We start from the raw sequence: 18868 nt of genomic DNA on the forward strand, positions 1-18868 counted from the left end.
TCACGCGCCGGCCTCCTGTGCGGGCTGGCGGCGCTCGCCGCGGCCCTTCGAGAAGACGCGCTCCAGGAAGAACTGGCCGATCTGCAGCAATGTGACCACCAGCAGATACCAGCCGGCGGCGACGATCAGCAATTCGATGACCCGCGCATTGGCGTAATAGATCGTCTGCGCATTGCGCAGGATCTCGGAGAACTGGATGACGCTGGCGATCGAGGTCAGCTTGACCATGCTGATGAACTCGTTGCCGACCGGCGGGATGATGACGCGCATCGCCTGCGGCAGCACGATCCGCCGCAGCGTCGTCAGCCGCGTCATGCCGATCGCCTTGGCCGCCTCGGTCTGCCCGACATCGACGGAGAGGATGCCGGAGCGCACCACCTCCGCGGTATAGGCGCCCTGGTTCATGCCGAGGCCGAGCAACGTCGCCATGAACGGGCCGATCACGTCGATGGTGCGCCATTCGACCAGGCCGGGGATGCCGATGGTCGGGAAGACGAGCGCGAGATTGAACCAGAGCAGCAATTGCAGCAGCAGCGGCGTGCCGCGGAAGAACCAGATGTAGAACAGCGCGACGCCGCGCAGCACCGGGTTGGGCGACATGTACATGATCGCGAAGACCACGCCGAGCACGATGCCCAGCGTCATGGCGCAGGCGGTCATGATGATGGTGTTGACGAGACCGGCGAGGATTGCCGGGGCGGTGAAGAATTGCGCCACCACCGGCCAGGCGATCTGGCCCTGGGCGAAGGCCTTCACGATCCAGGCCAGGACGAGGAGGATCAGCGCGGCCGCGATCCAGCGTCCGTAGAAGCGTCGGGGGACGATCCTCAGCCCGGCGATCTCGGCGAGCCCGCGTTCGGCCGGCGCAGCAAGCTCGCTCATCCCGTCACCTCGGACGCCCAGCCCCTGAAGCCGGCGAGCCAGTCGCGATAGCGCGCGATCTGCTCGCGGACGCGCTCCGGCGCGGTGCCGCCATGGCCGCTGCGCGCCGCCACCGCCGCGTCCAGCGTCAGCACCTCCAGCACGCCCTCGTCCAGCCTCGGATCGATCGCCCGCAATTCCACGATGTCCAGCGCCTCCAGCTCGCGGCCCATCTCCTCGCAATAGCGGATGAGCGCGCCGGTTATTTCATGGGCTTCGGCAAAAGGCACCCCGTTGCGTGCGAGATGGTCGGCGACCTCCGTCGCCAGCGCGAAGCCCGAGGCGGCCTGGGCGCGCATCACCTCCGGCTGCGGCTGCATCGTCTCGACCAGCCCGGCGAAGGCGGGCAGAACCTCGCCCAGCACGTCGACCATGTCGAAGGCGGCCGGCTTGTCCTCGGCGAGGTCGCGGTTATAGGCGAGCGGCAGGCCCTTCAGCGCGCCCATCATCGCCATGAGATGGCCGGTCAGCCGGGCCGCGCGTCCGCGCGTGATCTCGGCGATGTCCGGGTTCTTCTTCTGCGGCATGATCGACGAGCCGGTGGCGAAGCCGTCATCGAGGACCACCCAGCCGAATTGGCGCGATGTCCAGAGCGTCACCTCCTCCGCCAGCCGCGACAGGTTGGTGGCCAGCATCGCGCCGACGAACAGGAATTCGGCGACATGGTCGCGCGAGCCGACGGCATCGACCGAGTTCTCGCAAGGACCGGCATAGCCCAGCGCCTCGGCGCTGAGGGCGGGCTGCAGCGCGATGGCCGAGCCCGCCAGAGCGGCGGCCCCGAGCGGCGACAGCGACGCGCGACGGTCCCAATCCTGAAGCCGCGAGGCATCCCGCGAGAGCGCCTGCGCATGCGCCATCAGCCAATGGCCGAATGTGACGGGCTGGGCGCTCTGCAGATGGGTGAAGCCCGGGCAGACCGAGCCGGCATGGGTCTGCGCCTGCGCCGCCAAGGCCTCGAGCAGATCGGCCAGCATCATTCCCGTCAGCCGCGCCTGCTGGCGCAGATAGAGCTTCAGATTATTGGCCGCCTGGTCGTTGCGGGAGCGGCCGGCCCGCAGCTTGGCGCCGGTCGCGCCGATGCGCGCGACCAGCACGCGCTCGACGAAACTATGGACGTCCTCATCCTCCGGGCCCGGCGCGAGTCCGGCCTCCGCGACGTCCCTTCCGATGCCGTCGAGCCCGGCCAGGATGATGCGGTATTCCTCGGCGGACAGAAGCCCCGCCCGTTGCAGCTCCGCCGCATGGGCCCTGCCGCCGGCGAGATCCTGCGGCACCAGCCGGGCATGGGCCGTCGCGGCGCTGGACAGCCGCATCATCCGCGGATCCGGCGGCTTGCGGAAACGGCCGCCCCACAGGCGCACGCTCTGGTTCATGCTCTCTCTCCCCTGACCGCGAATTCTGACCCTTGACGGCAGCGCCGGCAAACGAAACGATCTCCTGAGGGGTAGTCGCTGAAGGAATAGGTTTTGACCGGGCGAACGCCGCTGCCATCGACCACCGCCTTGCGGGTTTTCCTCGCCGTGGCGCGGCTCGGCTCGACGGCCAGGGCTGCGGCGGCCGTCAACCTGACCCAGAGCGCGGTCTCGAAACAGGTGCAGGCGCTGGAGGACCATCTCGGCGTGGCGCTGTTCGAGCGCGGCCCGGCCGGGCTGAAGCCGACCGAAGCCGGGGTGCTGTATCGCCCCTATGCCGAGGCCGCGGTCGAGCAGATGGAACGGGGCGCGCGGCGCCTCGCGGAACGGGCAGCCGCCGCGCGGCCGATCCGCCTGCACATGCTCGCGATCGTCGGCGAGCGCTGGCTGATGCAGCGCTTTCCGAGCTTCGCGCAGTCGCATCCCGAGATCGACGTCCAGTTCACGAATTTTGTCAGCGCTGAGGAGACCGAGGAGCCCGATCTCGACATCTGCCATGGCGCCGGCCCCTGGCCGGGCAAGGAGGCGCATTACCTGTTCGGCCGCGAGGTCGCGCTGGTGGCGGCTCCGGCGCTGCTCGAGCGGATGGGGGGCTTCACGCGGCCGGCTGACATCCAGAAGATGACGTTGCTGCAGCATTTCCAGATGCCGGCCTTCTGGGCCGAATTCACCGAGGCGCAGGGGCTGCGCGGAGCGGTTCCGGCGCATACGGTGCGCTACGGCTATTATTCCGTGATCATCCGCGCCGCCATGGCCGGGCTCGGCGTCGCGCTGACGCCGCGCTGCTTCGTCACCGAGGAATTGGCGAGCGGCGCGCTGGTCAACCCACTGGGGCTGAGCTTCGACAGCGCTTCCGGCTGCTGGCTGATCCTGCAGCCGGGGGAGCGCGAGCCGGGCATGGAAGCGCTGGTCTCCTGGCTGCTGGACGAGGCGCGGCTGTTCGAGACGGCGGCCGGCACCACCGCGCTCCGCCAGCGCGCCGGCTAGGAGGAGCGCGCCGGCTTCGACGCCAGCGGGCGCCGTTCAGGCCTTGCGCAGCGCCTCGACGCCCGGCAGCGGCTTGCCTTCCATCCATTCGAGGAAGGCGCCGCCTGCGGTCGAGACATAGGTGAGATCGTCGCCGACACCGGCATGGTTCATCGCCGAGACGGTGTCGCCGCCGCCCGCGATGGCGACGAGCTGCCCGGCCTTGACTCGCTCCGCCACCGCCTTGGCGACGGTGACGGTCGCGGTGTCGAAGGGCGCGAGCTCGAAGGCGCCGAAGGGGCCGTTCCAGACCAGGGTCTTGACCGCGTCCAGCCGGCGCACGACCTCCGCCGTGCTGCGCGGCCCGGCATCCAGGATCATCTCGTCGGAAGCGACCTCGCCGACCGCGACCGCACGATGCGCGGCATGCGCCTTGAACTCGCGCGCCACCAGAGCATCGACCGGCAGCACGATCTCGCAGCCGGCGGCCTTGGCCTTCTCCTCGATCTCGCGGGCGGTGGCGACGAGGTCGTGCTCGCAGAGCGACTTGCCGACATCGACGCCGCGCGCCGCCAGGAAGGTGTTGGCCATGCCGCCGCCGATCACCAGCACCTCGACCTTGCGCACGAGATTGCCGAGCAGATCGAGCTTGGTCGAGACCTTGGCGCCGCCGACGATCGCCATCACCGGCCGGGCCGGATTGTCGAGCCCGGCGGAGAGCGCATCGAGCTCCGCCTGCATGCTCAGCCCGGCATAGGCCGGCAGCGCATGGGCGAGACCTTCCGTAGAGGCATGGGCGCGGTGGGCGGCGGAGAAGGCGTCGTTGACGAAGACGTCGCCATTGGCCGCGAGGTCGCGGACGAAAGCCTCGTCGTTCTTCTCGTCGCCGGCATGGAAGCGGGTGTTCTCGAGCAGCAGCACATCGCCGTCCCGCGCCGCGGCCACGGCCTTGGCGACGTCCTCGCCGATGCAATCCCCGACGAAGGTGACCGGCTGGCCGAGCGCATGGGCCAGGGCCACCGCCACGGGCTTCAGGCTGTTGGCCGCGTCGCGGCCCTTGGGACGGCCGAAATGGGCGAGCAGGATGACCTTGCCACCCTTCTCCGCGATCGCCCTGATCGTCGGCAGCACGCGCTCGATGCGGGTCGCGTCGGTGACCTTGCCGGCTTCCATGGGGACGTTGAGGTCGACGCGAACGAGGACCCGCTTGCCGGCGAGGGGAGCGTCTTCGAGGGTGCGGAAAGCGGTCATCTCGGTCTCTTCAGATGCGGGCGAACAGGCTGGGGTAATCGGTAACGAGGCCATCGTCGTCGACGGCGATCTCTGCTTCGAAACTACCATCGGCCGCCTGGTAGCGGAACAGGCGCGGCTCCAGGCAGGTGTAGATCTGCCGGTCGATGCGCGGCAGGAAATCCGTGAACGGCACGTAGAGCGTGGCGATGCTCCGGCTCTGGCCGGGCGACCAGCTCAGGCGCCGGATCGGCAGCGTATTGGTGAAGGGGGAGCCCGCGACATCGATGTCGTGGCAGGATTCGTAACCGGGCAGCCTCTGCCCGTCGCTCCCGAACCACTCTCCCTCGCGCCGCTCCAGCGCCAGGCGCCGGCCCTCGGTCGTCGTCAGCGTGAAGCCGGTCACGGCGAAGTCTTCATCGCAATCGACGGCATAGGCGATGCCGCGCGGCTCCGCCCCCGGGGCATCGACGAGTACGGATTCGGCGCGGAGGCCCGCAGGCACGCGCCGGAGCGTGAGATGCTCGACGGCGCCGTCCTCGACCGAGCGCCAGCGCAGGCTGCGCGGCTCGGCGAGATGGGCGACGTCGCGAAAGCTCATCGCGGCAGGAGGCCACCGAACAGGCCGGGCACGCCGAATTTGAGCACGAGCACCATCAACACCACGGTCAGCAGGGCGGTGATCACGGCGGTGGTCACCAGCGCGCCGAAGCGCGGCGTGGCCTCGACGCGGCGGCGCAGCGCGGCCACCTCTTCGCGAATGCCCGAGAAATCCATGGTGCCGGCGGCGGCGTCGACCTTCTGGGCGCTGCGCTCCAGCGAGGATTCGGCGCGGGCCAGCACCGATTCGTAACGGGCGAATTTTTCCTCGATCCGGGCCGCCTTGTCCTCGATCCGGGCGAGCTGGTCGACCTCGCGGGGCTCGATGGCGGGCGCGCCGGCAGCGGGTCCGGTCTCGGGCACCACGAGCTGCGAGGTGCCATTGGAGGAAGCGCCGGGGACGCTGGTCTCGGCGACATCGACGGGGCTGGCGATGCTCGGCTCGATCTTGGCCATGCTGGTTCCGTTCAGTGGGAGGAGGTCGCCGGCGGATGGCGCAGCCGCGCCGCCCGCCGGTCAGGACTGCTTCAGAGGAGCTTCGCCATGGCGACGGCGGTGTCGCTCATGCGGTTCGAGAAGCCCCATTCATTGTCGTACCAGGACAGAATGCGCACGAACTTGTCGTCCATGACCTTGGTCTGATCCAGCGCGAATGTGGAGGAGGCGGGGTCGTGGTTGAAGTCCATCGAGACGTTGGGCTGGTCGGTGACGGCCAGGATGCCCTTCAGCGGGCCGCGCCTGCTGGCCTTCAGGATCGCCTCGTTGATCTTCTCGACGGTTGTCCTGCGCTTGGAGATGAACTTGAAGTCGACGACCGAGACGTTCGGCGTCGGCACGCGCACGGAGGTGCCGTCGAGCCGGCCCTTCAGCTCGGGGATGACGAGGCCGATCGCCTTGGCGGCACCGGTCGAGGTCGGGATCATCGACAGCGCGGCGGCGCGGCCGCGGTAGAGATCCTTGTGCATGGTGTCCAGCGTCGGCTGGTCGCCGGTATAGGCATGGATCGTGGTCATGAAGCCCTTGTCGATGCCGACCGCGTCATGCAGCACCTTGACCACCGGGGCCAGGCAGTTGGTGGTGCAGGAGGCGTTGGAGACGACGAGGTGCTCCGCCGTCAGCGCATCGTGATTGACGCCATAGACGACGGTGAGGTCGGCGCCGTCGCAGGGGGCCGAGACCAGCACGCGCTTGGCACCGGCGGCGAGATGGGCGGCCGCCTTGTCGCGCGTGGTGAAGATGCCGGTGCATTCGAAGGCGATGTCGACGCCGAGCGCCTTGTGCGGCAGGTCCTTGGGGTCGCGGATCGCGGTGACCTTGATCGGCCCGCGCCCGACATCGATCGTATCGCCGGACACGGTGACGGTGCCGGGGAAGCGGCCATGGACGGAGTCGAAGCGGAAGAGATGGGCGTTGGTCTCGACCGGGCCGAGATCGTTGATCGCGACGACCTCGATGTCCTTGCGCTTCGACTCGATGATTGCGCGCAGCACATTGCGCCCGATACGGCCGAAGCCGTTGATCGCCACCTTGACCGTCATCTCAATCCACTCCTTCGCCGAAACCGGCTCGCTTCACCGTCTTTCACGCGGGCAATTCGGCCAAAGCGTGGCCGAACGCAAGTCCTCTGCGCGAATATCAGCCGTTATGCCGCTTCATGGCGGCATCGACCACCGCTTCCGCGGTAATGCCGAAATGCTTGTAGACCTCCTTGTAGGGGCCGCTCGCACCAAACGACGTCATGCCGATGAAGATCCCGTCCCGCCCGATCACCGAATCCCAGCCGAAGCGCACCCCGGCCTCGACCGCGATGTTGACCGGCGCGGCGCCGATGATCGCGGCGCGCGTCGCCTCGTCCTGTTCCAGCAGGAGATCGAGCGAGGGCACCGAGACCACGCGGGCGCGCACCCCCTTTTCCGCCAGGGATCGGCGCGCCGCCACGGCGAGCTCGACCTCGGAGCCCGAGGCGAAGAGCGTGACCTGGGCCTTGCCGCCCTCGGCGGGCAGCAGCTCATAGCCGCCCGTGGAGCAGCGATTGGCGGCGCTGGCGTCGCTGCGCAGCTGCGGCAGGTTCTGCCGGGAGAGCGCCAGGACGGTCGGCCCGTCATTGCGCTCGATCGCCAGCTGCCAGGCCTCGGCGGTCTCGATCGCGTCGGCGGGGCGGAAGACGCGCATGCGCGGCATGGAGCGCAGGGAGGCGAGATGCTCGACGGGCTGGTGGGTCGGCCCGTCCTCGCCGAGGCCGATCGAGTCATGCGTCATGACATAGACCACCGGCAGGCTCATCAGCGCGGCGAGCCGCATCGCCGGGCGGGCATAATCGGCGAAGACCAGGAAGGTGCCGCCGCCGGTGCGGAAGCCGCCATGCAGGGTGATGCCGTTCATCGCCGCGGCCATGCCGTGCTCGCGGATGCCGTAGCGGACATAGCGGCCCTTCGGCGTCTTCGGCGTGAAATCCTCCGCCGTCTTGGTGCGGGTGTTGTTGGAGGGGGTGAGGTCGGCGGACCCCATCACCAGCTCCGGCATGATCGGGCTGATCGCCTCCAGCGCCATCTCCGACGCCTTGCGGGTGGCGACAGTGGCGGGGCTGGCGACCAGCGCCTTCTTATGCGCCAGGATCGCCTTGCCCAGCTTGGCGGGCGCGGTCAGCGACAGGCGGCGTTCAAATTCGGTGCGCTTGCGCTCGGGCAGCACGCCGAACCGGCTCTTCCAATCGGCATGGCGGTTGGCGCCGGCCGCACCGAAGCCGCGCCAGGCCTTCAGGACATCGGGGGCGATCTCGAAGGCGCCGCCGGTGATGCCGAGCTTCGCCTTGGCGGCGGCGAGCTCCTCGGCGCCGAGCGGCTCGCCATGCGCCTTGGAGGTGCCGGCCTTCTTCGGCGCGCCGAAGCCGATCACGGTCTTGCAGGCGATCAGCGTCGGCTTGCTGGATGTCTGGGCGCGGCGCACCGCGGCCTCGATCGCATCGGGATCATGGCCGTCGACCCGCTCGGCGCGCCAGCCGCAGGCCTTGAAACGGGCCAGCTGGTCGACGGAATCGGAGATCGAGAGCGGCCCGTCGATCGAGATGCCGTTATCGTCCCAGAGCACGATCAGCTTGCCGAGCTTCTGGTGGCCGGCGAGCGCGATCGCCTCCTGGCTGATGCCTTCCATCAGGTCGCCATCGGAGGCCAGGACATAGGTGTGGTGATCGACGATCTTCCGGCCGTATTCGGCCGCGAGCATGCGCTCGGCCATGGCCATGCCGACGGCGGTGGCGAGACCCTGGCCGAGCGGGCCCGTGGTTGTCTCGACGCCGGCGGTCATGAAGTTCTCGGGATGGCCGGGCGTCCGCGATTCTAGCTGGCGGAACTTCTTGAGATCCTCGAGCTCCAGCCCGGGGACGCCGGTGAGATAGAGCAGCGCGTAGATCAGCATCGAGCCATGGCCGGCCGACAGCACGAAGCGATCGCGGTCGGGCCAGCGCGGATCGGCGGCGTGGTAGGTCATGATGCGGGTGAACAGCACGGTCGCGACATCGGCCGCGCCCATCGGCAGGCCGGGATGGCCGGATTTTGCCTGTTCGACGCCGTCCATGGCGAGCGCGCGAATGGCGTTGGCCAGCTTGTCGTGAAGGCTCTTGTCGATCGCGGTCATGATGGTCCTGGGCTCCCGCCGGCAATGGAGACGGGCCATGTCCGGTCGCGGAGGCGGCGCGAAAGCGGGCGCCTGGCGAAACGGTTCTGGATCGGCCTGTCGATATGGCGGCTCGATTAGGATGTCCGGTCATGCGAAGTCAATTCGCTGCCGCCACGCATTCCCCGCGGACCTTCAGTCGAAAGCGCCGTTCGCGCGCCGATCCGGGGCCCGGCGGCGTCGCCCCGGATCGAGCGGCGATTCACGCTCGGGTGCGATCTCGGCTAATCTTCATCGAATCGTGTCGCGATCTCTGCGGGGGGAGGAACGGGTGGCGAGCCTGATGCTGGAGAACGCCCTGGCGCGCCTCGACGGCGCGCTGGCGCAACTGGAAGCCGCCGCGCGCCGCCGCATCGAGGCCGAGCGCGGGCGGGCCAATCTCGAAACCGAACTGACCCTGATGCAGGACGACCGGGCGCGACTCGCGGCCGAGCTGGACGGGGCCGTGGCGCGTCTCGGCCAGATCGAGACGGCCGCCATGGATGTCGACCAGCGGCTGGAGCGGGCGATCACCGTGGTCGGGGCGGTGATCAACCGTCATCAGCCCGAAATCCCGGCCGATCACTGAACGATCCCGAAACGGGCGAAAGGCGCGGAGGCGAGCATGCCGCAAGTCAACGTCACCATTGCCGGCAAGGCCTATCGGATGGCCTGCGGCGAGGGCGAAGAGCCGCATCTCGAGCAGCTCGCCGCCTATTACGACGAGAAGATCGACGAGATGCGCAAGGCGTTCGGCGAGATCGGCGATATGCGGCTGCATGTCATGGCGGCGCTGATGGTCGCCGACGAGATGTCGGAGATGCGCAACCGCGTGGCGCGGCTGGAAACCGAGCTGGCGGCGTTGCAGGGCGACGCCGGAGCCGCGGACCAGCGGCTCGGAGAGGTCGAGGAACGGGCCGCGGAGGCGCTCGTCGCCGCCGCCGAGCGGATCGAAGGCATCGCCCGGCAGCTCGTTCCCGGCCACGCCGGCTAATCTGGCACTGGCGCTTTGGCCGGCGCTTGCCTACATTGGTGTGGCTGGGCTGCCTGGTGCGTGCGAGGAGTGTATTCCCGGGCCCATACGACTCCCTAGGGAGCTGTCCCTGACCGGGTCCCTGGACCCGGACACACGGCGCCCACCTACTTTAGTAGGTGTCCCGGGATCGAAATCTCCACGGCCGAGGTGGCTCAGCACTTTCATGACCTTAGAGACCGACAGCGCCGCAGTCCGGAAATCGGCCTTGCGCATCGCAGCGCTCGCGCGGCGCGACGCGCTGGAGATCGACGATCGGCTGGAATGGGACCAGGCGATCTGCCGGCGCACGCTCACCCTGCTCGGCGAGCTCCTGGGATCGCACCCTGAGCGCGCTGCAGGTGGCGAAGCCGCCGAAACCCTCGTCTCCGCCTATTGGCCGATGCGCTCGGAGGCCGATCCCCGGCCGATCCTCGAAGCGCTGCATGCGCAGGGCGTCGCTCTCTGCCTGCCGGCGATCGTCGACAAGGCGATGCTGTTCCGCCGCTGGGCGCCATGGGAGCCGATCGTGCCGGGCGGCTTCGGCACGCTCGTCCCGGAGCCGCATCAGCCGGAATGCCGCCCGACCGTACTGCTCGTGCCGCTCGCCGCCTTCGACCGGCGGGGCTGCCGCATCGGCTATGGCAAGGGCTATTACGATGCGGCGCTGACGGCGCTGGGCGATGTCACCGCCATCGGCATCGCCTATGCGGCGCAGGAGGTCGCGGCGGTGCCCGACGAGGCGCATGACCGCAGGCTCGGCTTCGTGGTGACGGAGCGTGAAACGATAGGCTTCAGTTGATTCCCTGCGCCAATCGCGCCACGGAATGATTTCACGCTTTCCGGAATCCTCTCCATGCGTTTTCTCTTTCTCGGCGATGTCGTCGGCCGCCCTGGGCGGATCGCGGTGCAGGAGCGTTTGCCGGCGCTGCGCCTGCGCTGGCAACTCGACTGCGTGGTGATCAATGGCGAGAATGCCGCGGGGGGCTTCGGCATCACGGAAGCGATCTGCGACGAGCTGCTGGCGGCCGGCGCCGATGCGGTGACACTCGGCAATCATTCCTGGGACCAGCGCGAGGCGCTGGTCTTCATCGCGCGGCAGGACCGGCTGATCCGCCCCGCCAATTATCCTCCGGGCACGCCCGGGCGCGGGGCCACCATCGTCGAGGCGCGCAACGGCGCGCGCGTTCTGGTGGTCAACATCATGGGCCGGATCTTCATGGATGCGCTGGACGATCCCTTCGCAGCGGTCGAGCGCGAGCTGGCGGCATGCCCGCTCGGCGAGGTCGCCGATGCGGTGATCGTCGATTTCCACGCCGAGGCGACCAGCGAGAAACAGGCGATGGCCTATTTCCTCGACGGGCGGGCCAGCCTCGTCGTCGGCACCCACACCCATGTGCCGACCGCCGATACGCGCATCCTGCCGGCCGGCACGGCCTATCAATCCGATGCCGGGATGAGCGGGGATTACGATTCCGTGCTCGGCATGCAGAAGGACGAGCCGGTGCGCCGCTTCCTGCAGAAGACGCCGGGCGCGCGGCTCGAACCCGCGACCGGGCCGGGCTCGCTGTCGGGCGTCGCCGTCGAGATCGACGATGCGACGGGGCTGGCCCGCGCGGTCTGGCCGGTGCGGCTCGGCCCGCATCTCGGCGAGGCGTTGCCGGGCTGGGCGTGACCGGCGGGCGGTGAGGCGGGTGCGTCCCAAGGCGACGCCACCCGCAGCTTGCCTGCCGCTTCGGCCGGCGCTTATAAGGCGCGCTCGCCGCCGGCCGCGCAGTCAGGGCCGCGGGAACGATCGCAGACGAGCAGAAGGCTGAGCTCCATGGCCGGGCATTCCCAGTTCAAGAACATCATGCACCGCAAGGGCAAGCAGGACGCGGTGCGCTCCAAGCTGTTCTCGAAACTGGCCCGCGAAATCACCGTCGCCGCCAAGATGGGCATGCCCGATCCCGCGATGAACCCGCGCCTGCGCATGGCGGTGCTGGCGGCGCGCGCCGAGAACATGCCCAAGGACAACATCCAGCGCGCCATCAACAAGGCCTCGGGCGGCGAGGGCGATAATTACGACGAGGTTCGCTACGAGGGCTACGGGCCGGGTGGCGCGGCCGTGATCGTCGAGGCGCTGACCGACAACCGCAACCGCACCGCCTCGGCGGTCCGCTCCTATTTCACCAAGGCGGGCGGGGCGCTGGGCGAAAGCAACTCCGTCTCCTTCATGTTCAACCGCGTCGGCGAGATCACCTATCCCGCCGCGGCCGGCGATGCCGATACGGTGATGGAGGCCGCGATCGAGGCCGGCGCCGACGATGTGATCAGCGACGAGAACGGCCACACCATCCTCTGCGCCTTCGACGCGCTGAACGACGTGTCCAAGGCGCTGGAAGCGGCGCTGGGCGCGCCGGCCTCGGCCAAGCCGGTCTGGCGCCCGACCACCTCGGCGCCGCTCGACGAGGAGAAGGCGGCCTCGATGATGCGGCTGATGGAAGCGCTCGACAATGACGATGACGTCCAGAACGTCTTCGCCAATTTCGAGATCTCCGACGAGATCATGGCCAAGCTCGGCGATTGAGGCGGGGCGGGGAGGCTAGCGCCCGATGATCCCGTCCCAGAGCGGCAGGCTGACCAGCGCGCTGGCGAAGATCAGCAGATAGGCCATCCTGCGGAAGGTGACCTCCGACGCGACGCGGAACCCGCGCGTGCCGACCCAGAGCCCGGCGCCGTAGATCGCGAAGAGCGGCAGGGCCATCAGCACGGCTCGCGTCGTCAGGATGCCGTTCCACCACAGGATGCCGCCGCTGATCACGGTCGACAGGCCGAAGAAGGTCTGGAGATTGGCGCGGGTGCGGTGCCGGTCGTTGCGCTGCGCGCCGAGCCAGAACACGGCGAGCGGCATGCCGCCCATGCTGGCCATGCCGTTGAACAGCCCCGAGAGCACGCCGACGCCGAGCGAGAGCGGGATCCCCGGCTGCCCGTGATAGCGCCAGCCCGAGCTCATCAGCGCGACTGCGCCGAGGACCACGCCGGACAGGATCCAGCGCATGGTCTCGCGATCGAGCCAGATCAGCAGGGAAATGCCGACGGGCAGCGCCAAGGTCGCGGCGATCAGCAGCGGCAGCACCTCCCGCCATTCCGCATTGCGTGCGCTGCGCGCCGCGAGGGGCAGAGCGAAGGGCAGGTCGATGCAGAAGATCAGGCCGAGCGCCGCCACCGGGCCGATCACCAGGCTGGCCAGCGGCATGAACACCATGGCGAAGCCGAAGCCGGTGAAGCCGCGGACCAGCCCGCCGAGCAGCGTCGCGAAACCGAGAACGGAGAGATCGATCGGCGACAGGCCCGGAAAGACGGTGGCGAGCAAGGCTGGGTCCGGGTGCGGGAGGCGGGGGCGACGCCCCACCATCGCGACATCGGCCGGCAGATCAAACGTTTCCTTGTGATAGCGGGAATGCGTGTGGGTGATCGGTGGCATCGGCGGCGGCCGCCATGGAACAAAGCGGGTCCATGGGATAGGGTCGCCCGACATGGCGCCGGCGATTCGCATTCTGGGGATTGATCCCGGTCTCAGGAAGACCGGCTGGGGCGTCATCGTCTCGGAAGGCAGCAAGCTCGGCTATCTCGCCGCCGGCTGTGTCGAGAGCGACGGCTCGCTGGCCCTGGCGGAGCGGCTGCGCCAGCTGCATGAGGGGCTGGCCGGCGTCATCCGCAGCTGGGCTCCCGACGAGGTCGCGGTGGAAGAGACCTTCGTCAACCGCGATCCGCAATCGGCGCTGAAGCTCGGCCAGGCGCGCGGCATCGCGCTGGTGGTGCCGGCGATGGCGGGGCTCGCAGTCGCGGAATACGCCGCCAATCTGGTGAAGAAGACGGTGGTCGGCGTCGGCCACGCCGACAAGAAGCAGGTGCAGATGATGATCCGGGTGCTGCTGCCCAAATCGGATACGAAGAGCGCCGATGCCGCGGATGCGCTGGCCGTCGCGATCTGCCATGCCCAGCATCGCGGCCTGCGCAGCCTGACCGCGCTGATGCGGGTGGCGCCATGAGCCCGCGCGCCCATCCCGGGGCCGGTGCCGCGCCGGACGCTCCCCTGCGCGCCCGGAGCGCCTCCCGGCCCGAGCATCGCGTCGCGAAAGGGCTCCAGCCACGATGATCGGCAAGCTCAAGGGCATCATCGATTCCTATGGCGAGGATCATGTCATCCTCGACGTGCAGGGGGTCGGCTATGTCGTGCAATGTTCGGCGCGGACGCTGCAGCGCCTGCCGAAGCCGGGCGAGGCGGCGGCGCTGTCGATCGAGACGCATGTGCGCGAGGATGCGATCCGGCTCTACGGCTTCCTCTCCGATGGCGAGCGCGACTGGTTCCGGCTGATGCAGATGGTGCAGGGCGTCGGCGCCAAGGTGGCGCTGGCGATCCTGTCGACGCTGGAGCCGGGGGCGCTCGCCACCGCCATCGCCACCAACGACAAGGCGGCGGTGGCGCGTGCGCCCGGCGTCGGCCCGAAGCTGGCGCAGAGGCTCTGTGCCGAGCTGAAGGACAAGGCGCCGGCCTTCGACCATGTCGATCCCGGCGTCGTGCAGCTGGCCGGCGCGCTGGCGGAGCGGCGTCTGCCGCAGCCGGTGGCGGATGCGGTGTCGGCGCTGGCCAATCTCGGCTATCCGCAGGCGCAGGCCGTGGCGGCGGTGGCGGCGGCGGCCCAGGCGGCGGGCGAGGGCGCGGGTACGGCGCAGCTGATCAAGCTCGGGCTGAAGGAACTCTCGCGATGAGCGAGGGGCTGTCCGTCCGCCCGCTCGACGATCGCCGCGAGCTGCTCGCGCTGATGATGCGGAGCTGGGGCTCGCACCGGATGATGATCGGCATCCGCACCTATGATTGCGCCGAGATCGACGCGCTGGCGCTGTATTCCGCCGATGGGCTGACGCTGGCGATGGCCAGCTGGACCATGGACGGCCCCTATGCCGTGCTCTGCGCGCTGCATGCGCTGGAGCAGCGGCAGGGCGCCGCCAAGACGCTGCTCGACGCGGTCAAGGCGGCGGCCCGGGCGCGCGGAGCCTCGAAGCTCAAGGCGATGCTGACCAACGACAATATCCCGGGGATGATCTTCTACCAGCTGCAGGGTTTCCGCTTCTCCGGCCTCTATGTCGAGGCGATCGACCATTATCGCTCGGTGATACCGACGATCATCGAGACCGGTTATCAGGGCATCCCCGTGCATGATGCGCTGGAACTGGAGATCGAGCTGTGAGCGAGCCGCGCCGACCCGGCCTGATGTCCCCCGACAGGCGCGATGACGACAGCGAGACCTCGCTGCGGCCGCTCTCCCTGTCGGATTTCACCGGCCAGGCGGCGGCGCGGGCCAATCTCCAGGTCTTCATCAACGCCGCCAAGGCGCGCGGCGATGCGCTCGACCATGTGCTGCTGGTCGGGCCGCCGGGGCTCGGCAAGACGACGCTGGCGCAGATCGTCGCGCGGGAGCTCGGCGTCAATTTCCGCTCCACCTCCGGCCCGGTCATCGCCAAGGCCGGGGATCTCGCGGCCCAGCTGACCAATCTCGAGGAGCGCGACGTGCTCTTCATCGACGAGATCCACCGGCTCAACCCGGCGGTCGAGGAAATCCTCTATCCCGCGATGGAGGATTACCAGCTCGATCTGATCATCGGCGAGGGTCCGGCCGCGCGTTCGGTGAAGATCGACCTCCCGAAATTCACCCTGGTCGGCGCCACCACCCGCGCCGGCCTGCTGACGACGCCGCTGCGCGACCGGTTCGGCATTCCGCTGCGGCTGCAATTCTACACGGTCGAGGAGCTGCAGAGCATCGTGTCGCGCGGCGCCCGGGTGCTCGGCATCGGCATGAGCGACGACGGCGCCAACGAGATCGCCCGCCGCTCGCGAGGCACGCCGCGCATCGCCGGGCGGCTGCTGCGGCGGGTGCGCGATTTCGCGATCGTCGACGGTGACCCGCAGGTGACGCGCGCGGTCGCCGACAAGGCGCTGCATCTGCTCGATGTCGACGCGATCGGCCTCGACCAGATGGACCGCCGCTATCTCACCACGGTGGCGATCAATTTCGGAGGCGGGCCGGTCGGGATCGAGACCATCGCCGCCTCGCTCTCGGAACCGCGCGACGCGATCGAGGAGATCATCGAGCCGTTCCTGCTGCAGCAGGGCTTCATCCAGCGCACGCCGCGCGGGCGTCTGCTGACGCCGCACGCCTTCCGCCATCTCGGCATGCCGGAGCCGGCGCGGGAGGGGGCGCAATTCGGCCTGTTCGGGGATGCGGAGGAGGAATAGGGGCCGGCAGCGGGCGCGGCCGGCGAAAGCGGGCCAGTCAGCGGCAGACCCGGTAGGGGCCGTTGTCGAAGTGGAAATGATCGGCATGGGCGGCGTTGAACTCCGGCCCGAGCACCCCCTCGAAGATGCCGCAGGCGCCGTCGCGCAGCGCGCGCAGGAAGCGTGCCTCCGGCCCGTCGCCGGCCCAGTCGCGCAGCAAAGTGATGCGGCGGCCATCGGCCAGGACGAAGCCGGTAATGTCGATCGCATTGGCGGTCGCATGCTGGCTGAAGCGCGATTCAAGCCCGCCGATGCGCCGGCAGACATAGGTGCCGAGATGCAGCGTGCGGCGCACCTCCTGGCCGAGATGCTGCCGGGCCGCAGGCTGCAGCACCCGGTTCTCGAACAGCGCCCAGCCGGCCGCGATGCCGCATTGCGCGGTGATCCTGTCGTTCAGGCTGCTCGCGCCGGAGGACAGCTCGACCGCCCCGTCCAGCCGGCAATCCTCCGGCGTCGACCGCTCGGGCAGCAGGCGATGCGCGATTTCGGCCTGGGTCAGGACGCGGCGGCACAGCTCCGGATCGCGCTTCAGGCGGGACAGCCGGTAGGCGCTCAGCCAGTCCGGCTCGGCCCGCAGATCGAGCGGCGCGAAAGGGTCGTAGCGATAGGGCAGCACGAGATGGCCGCTGGCGACGAGGCCCGCCAGGCCCAGGGCCGCCAGCAGGCAGAGGAAGGCGATCTGGCGCAGCGCCAGCGCGATCAGCGAGCGGCGGCGCGGCATGGCGGGAGGGGTGGTTTCGGCATGGCCAGCCAATCGCCGGCAGGGGCGGATGTTCCGGCATGGCGGCGCTTTGGCGCGGGGGCGGGTTCATCCGCCGGTGCGGATGGACTAAGAGGGCGCGACCCTCCCAGCCCGCCGAGCCTGAAATCCGCGCCATGAGCACCGCCCACAGCCTGCCGGTCCGCGTCTATTACGAGGACACCGATTTTTCCGGCGTCGTCTATCACGCCTCCTATCTCCGCTTCATGGAGCGGGGGCGCACCGAGCTGATCCGTGCGCTGGGTGTGGAGCAGCGCGAGCTGTTCGACGGCGATACCGCTCTGGGTTTCGCGGTGCGCAGGATGACGATCGACTTCCTGCTTCCGGCGGTGATGGACGATCTGCTGACGGTCGAGACGCGGTCGGTGGCGGCGCGCGGCGCGACGATGGACGTCGAGCAGCGCGTGCTGCGCGGCGAGGAGGTGCTGGTCACCGCCAAGGTCCTGGTCGCCTGCGTCGGCGGCGGGCGCGCCAGGCGGATCCCCGACGCCCTGCGCCAGCGGCTGATGATCGCGGATTGAGGCGCCCCGGCGCTGTCGACGCTGGGCCGCCGCCATGTTAGCGCTCGTCACATGAGCTGGAAGCGCAACAACCCCGATCCGCCCCGCGGCTATCACCATGGCAATCTCAAGGAGGAGCTGGTGCGCGCGGCGCTCGGGCTGATCCGGGAGAAGGGCGCGAACGGCTTCACCTTCGCCGAAGCCGCGCGCATGGCCGGGGTCAGCCCCGCCGCGCCATATCGGCATTTTCGCGACCGGGACGCGCTGCTCGCGGATGTCGCGGCGCGGGGTTTCGAGGCCTTCGCCCTGGCGCTGACCAAGGCCTGGGACCAGGGGCGGCCGGATGCCGGGGTCGCGTTCAACCGCCTGGGCGCGGCCTATCTTGCCTTCGCCCATGACGAGCCGGCCTATTACTCCGCCATGTTCGAGGCGGGGCTCTCGCTGGATGCCAGCCCGGAGCTACGGCTGGCCGCGGACCGGGCGTTCCAGGTGCTGCGCCACGCCTCGGAGGCGTTGATCGCCCTGCTGCCGCCGGAGAAGCGCCCGCCCTCGCTGATGATGGCCCTGCATATCTGGTCGCTGTCGCATGGGGTGGCGGCGCTGTTCGGCCGCGCCGATGGCGGCAGGCGGCCGCTGCCGATGTCGGCGGGCGAGCTGCTCGAGGCGGGCGTGCTCATCTATCTCCAGGGGCTGGGGCTCGGGCCGCGCGGCAAGCCGGCGGGCTGATCGGCAATTTCGCGCGGCGCTTCTTGACAAGCGGGCGCTCTGCATCCATCTATGTAAATGTGATTTACATTCACGCTGGAGCCAAGAGAGGGATCGATGCCGATCGTCGCCAAGATTGACGAATATGGGAGAGGGGCCTGGATCGCCTTCATGATCCTCGGCTTCATCGTGTTCTGGCCGCTAGGTCTGGCGACCCTGGCCTTCATGTTCTGGAGTGGACGCATGGGTTGCGGATATGCGGGTGCAGATCGCTACGAGTACAAGATGAGCCGCCTCCAGGAGAAGATGGACCGGCTCCGCCAGCGGATGGGCGGGCAGGGTGGCGGCTTCGGCGGCGGCTGGAATCGTGGGCCGTCGAGCGGCAACGCCGCCTTCGACGAGTATCGCGCGGAGACGCTGAAGCGCCTCGAGGACGAGCAGCGCGAGTTCCAGGATTTCCTGGCCAGGCTGCGCATGGCGCGGGACAAGGCGGAGTTCGACCAGTTCATGGCCGACCGGCGCGGCAACCCGCCGTCGCAGGACGCCGCCTGACGGCGCGCCGGCCCCCTCGCGAAACCGAGCGAACCGCCCCGGGAAACCGGGGCGGTTTTTTTGCGTCGCCGCGGCGATGTGACCGCATCGTCGTAACCGGGCATTAACCTTGCCGAAGGCTTAACTCGATATTGAGCATGCGTTTCGAAGGAAACCCCGTTTGCGCCCATCTTTCGCCGGATTCCCAAGCGATTGACGTGCCCGGCAGTTTCCCCCGGATCGCGGATCGGGCGGCGTCGC

The 18868-nt window shown here is 69.1% G+C and carries 22 protein-coding genes and 1 other RNA gene; 14 read left to right on the plus strand and 9 right to left on the minus strand.

From position 1 onward, the window contains the following. Nucleotides 1–882 carry an amino acid ABC transporter permease gene (locus tag ASG72_RS19560; RefSeq protein WP_056716245.1) on the minus strand — a complete coding sequence of 294 codons (882 nt, stop codon included), beginning with the start codon at nt 880–882 and terminating at the stop codon, nt 1–3. Continuing rightward, a complete protein-coding gene (gene argH, locus ASG72_RS19565) occupies nt 879–2294 on the minus strand; it encodes an argininosuccinate lyase (protein ID WP_056716247.1) in 1416 nt (471 codons plus the stop codon). The genes ASG72_RS19560 and argH overlap by 4 nt, the downstream gene beginning before the upstream one ends. A 93-nt stretch (nt 2295–2387) precedes the next feature. Here argH and ASG72_RS19570 point away from each other — a divergent pair, with 93 nt between their 5' ends. Beyond that, nucleotides 2388–3320, plus strand: coding sequence for a LysR substrate-binding domain-containing protein (locus tag ASG72_RS19570; protein WP_056716250.1), 933 nt, complete (start codon nt 2388–2390; stop codon nt 3318–3320). A gap of 36 nt (nt 3321–3356) precedes the next feature. Here ASG72_RS19570 and ASG72_RS19575 read toward each other — a convergent pair whose 3' ends face one another. The 5 genes from ASG72_RS19575 to tkt form a co-directional block, all read right to left on the minus strand. Next, nucleotides 3357–4550: a phosphoglycerate kinase gene (locus tag ASG72_RS19575; protein WP_056716253.1), complete on the minus strand. Its 1194-nt coding sequence runs from the start codon at nt 4548–4550 to the stop codon at nt 3357–3359. 10 nt (nt 4551–4560) lie between these two features. Next, a complete protein-coding gene (locus ASG72_RS19580) occupies nt 4561–5130 on the minus strand; it encodes a putative glycolipid-binding domain-containing protein (RefSeq protein ID WP_056716257.1) in 570 nt (189 codons plus the stop codon). After that, nucleotides 5127–5585, minus strand: a complete 459-nt coding sequence (locus ASG72_RS19585) for a hypothetical protein (protein WP_056716260.1) — start codon at nt 5583–5585, stop codon at nt 5127–5129. The genes ASG72_RS19580 and ASG72_RS19585 overlap by 4 nt, the downstream gene beginning before the upstream one ends. 71 nt (nt 5586–5656) lie before the next feature. Then, entirely contained in the window at nt 5657–6667 is a 1011-nt protein-coding gene (gap, locus tag ASG72_RS19590) for a type I glyceraldehyde-3-phosphate dehydrogenase (RefSeq protein ID WP_056716263.1), read from the minus strand. Nucleotides 6668–6764: 97 nt separating this feature from the next. Then, nucleotides 6765–8762, minus strand: coding sequence for a transketolase (tkt, locus tag ASG72_RS19595; protein WP_056716267.1), 1998 nt, complete (start codon nt 8760–8762; stop codon nt 6765–6767). A 310-nt stretch (nt 8763–9072) separates the two neighbouring features. Here tkt and ASG72_RS19600 point away from each other — a divergent pair, with 310 nt between their 5' ends. The 6 genes from ASG72_RS19600 (at nt 9073) to ASG72_RS19620 (ending at nt 12361) form a co-directional block, all read left to right on the plus strand. Next, nucleotides 9073–9369: a DUF4164 family protein gene (locus ASG72_RS19600; RefSeq protein ID WP_348271612.1), complete on the plus strand. Its 297-nt coding sequence runs from the start codon at nt 9073–9075 to the stop codon at nt 9367–9369. A 36-nt stretch (nt 9370–9405) separates the two neighbouring features. Next, a complete protein-coding gene (locus ASG72_RS19605; protein WP_056716275.1) occupies nt 9406–9774 on the plus strand; it encodes a cell division protein ZapA in 369 nt (122 codons plus the stop codon). A 43-nt stretch (nt 9775–9817) separates the two neighbouring features. Then, a non-coding RNA gene (gene ssrS, locus ASG72_RS20475) (6S RNA) lies at nt 9818–9974 on the plus strand. A 5-nt stretch (nt 9975–9979) separates the two neighbouring features. Further along, nucleotides 9980–10594, plus strand: a complete 615-nt coding sequence (locus ASG72_RS19610; RefSeq protein WP_056716279.1) for a 5-formyltetrahydrofolate cyclo-ligase — start codon at nt 9980–9982, stop codon at nt 10592–10594. Between the two features lie 54 nt (nt 10595–10648). Beyond that, a complete protein-coding gene (locus tag ASG72_RS19615) occupies nt 10649–11467 on the plus strand; it encodes a TIGR00282 family metallophosphoesterase (RefSeq protein ID WP_056716282.1) in 819 nt (272 codons plus the stop codon). Between the two features lie 147 nt (nt 11468–11614). Continuing rightward, nucleotides 11615–12361, plus strand: coding sequence for a YebC/PmpR family DNA-binding transcriptional regulator (locus tag ASG72_RS19620; RefSeq protein ID WP_056716285.1), 747 nt, complete (start codon nt 11615–11617; stop codon nt 12359–12361). Between the two features lie 15 nt (nt 12362–12376). Here the strand turns inward: ASG72_RS19620 and ASG72_RS19625 are convergent, their stop codons facing one another. After that, nucleotides 12377–13147 (minus strand): sulfite exporter TauE/SafE family protein, encoded by a 771-nt coding sequence (locus ASG72_RS19625; RefSeq protein WP_162246269.1) that lies wholly within the window; start codon nt 13145–13147, stop codon nt 12377–12379. Between the two features lie 163 nt (nt 13148–13310). Here ASG72_RS19625 and ruvC point away from each other — a divergent pair, with 163 nt between their 5' ends. The 4 genes from ruvC to ruvB all read left to right on the plus strand — a co-directional run bounded on the left by ruvC (nt 13311) and on the right by ruvB (nt 16072). After that, nucleotides 13311–13826 (plus strand): crossover junction endodeoxyribonuclease RuvC, encoded by a 516-nt coding sequence (gene ruvC, locus ASG72_RS19630; protein ID WP_056716291.1) that lies wholly within the window; start codon nt 13311–13313, stop codon nt 13824–13826. A gap of 103 nt (nt 13827–13929) precedes the next feature. Further along, nucleotides 13930–14547 (plus strand): Holliday junction branch migration protein RuvA, encoded by a 618-nt coding sequence (gene ruvA / locus ASG72_RS19635; protein WP_056716295.1) that lies wholly within the window; start codon nt 13930–13932, stop codon nt 14545–14547. After that, nucleotides 14544–15026: a GNAT family N-acetyltransferase gene (locus ASG72_RS19640; RefSeq protein ID WP_056716298.1), complete on the plus strand. Its 483-nt coding sequence runs from the start codon at nt 14544–14546 to the stop codon at nt 15024–15026. Before ruvA ends, ASG72_RS19640 begins: the two co-directional genes overlap by 4 nt. After that, entirely contained in the window at nt 15023–16072 is a 1050-nt protein-coding gene (gene ruvB / locus ASG72_RS19645) for a Holliday junction branch migration DNA helicase RuvB (RefSeq protein WP_056716301.1), read from the plus strand. Before ASG72_RS19640 ends, ruvB begins: the two co-directional genes overlap by 4 nt. A gap of 37 nt (nt 16073–16109) precedes the next feature. Here ruvB and ASG72_RS19650 read toward each other — a convergent pair whose 3' ends face one another. Further along, nucleotides 16110–16832, minus strand: a complete 723-nt coding sequence (locus tag ASG72_RS19650; RefSeq protein WP_200939980.1) for an extensin family protein — start codon at nt 16830–16832, stop codon at nt 16110–16112. A gap of 155 nt (nt 16833–16987) precedes the next feature. Here ASG72_RS19650 and ybgC point away from each other — a divergent pair, with 155 nt between their 5' ends. From ybgC to ASG72_RS19665, 3 genes are all read left to right on the plus strand, one after another. Beyond that, nucleotides 16988–17392 carry a tol-pal system-associated acyl-CoA thioesterase gene (gene ybgC, locus ASG72_RS19655; protein ID WP_056716304.1) on the plus strand — a complete coding sequence of 135 codons (405 nt, stop codon included), beginning with the start codon at nt 16988–16990 and terminating at the stop codon, nt 17390–17392. A 51-nt stretch (nt 17393–17443) separates the two neighbouring features. Then, nucleotides 17444–18097, plus strand: a complete 654-nt coding sequence (locus ASG72_RS19660; RefSeq protein ID WP_056716308.1) for a TetR/AcrR family transcriptional regulator — start codon at nt 17444–17446, stop codon at nt 18095–18097. Between the two features lie 96 nt (nt 18098–18193). Beyond that, a complete protein-coding gene (locus ASG72_RS19665; RefSeq protein ID WP_056716311.1) occupies nt 18194–18628 on the plus strand; it encodes a DUF2852 domain-containing protein in 435 nt (144 codons plus the stop codon). Nucleotides 18629–18868 lie beyond the last annotated feature (240 nt).

This window comes from Allobosea sp. Leaf344 (genome assembly GCF_001426225.1).
Taxonomy (GTDB): domain Bacteria; phylum Pseudomonadota; class Alphaproteobacteria; order Rhizobiales; family Beijerinckiaceae; genus Allobosea.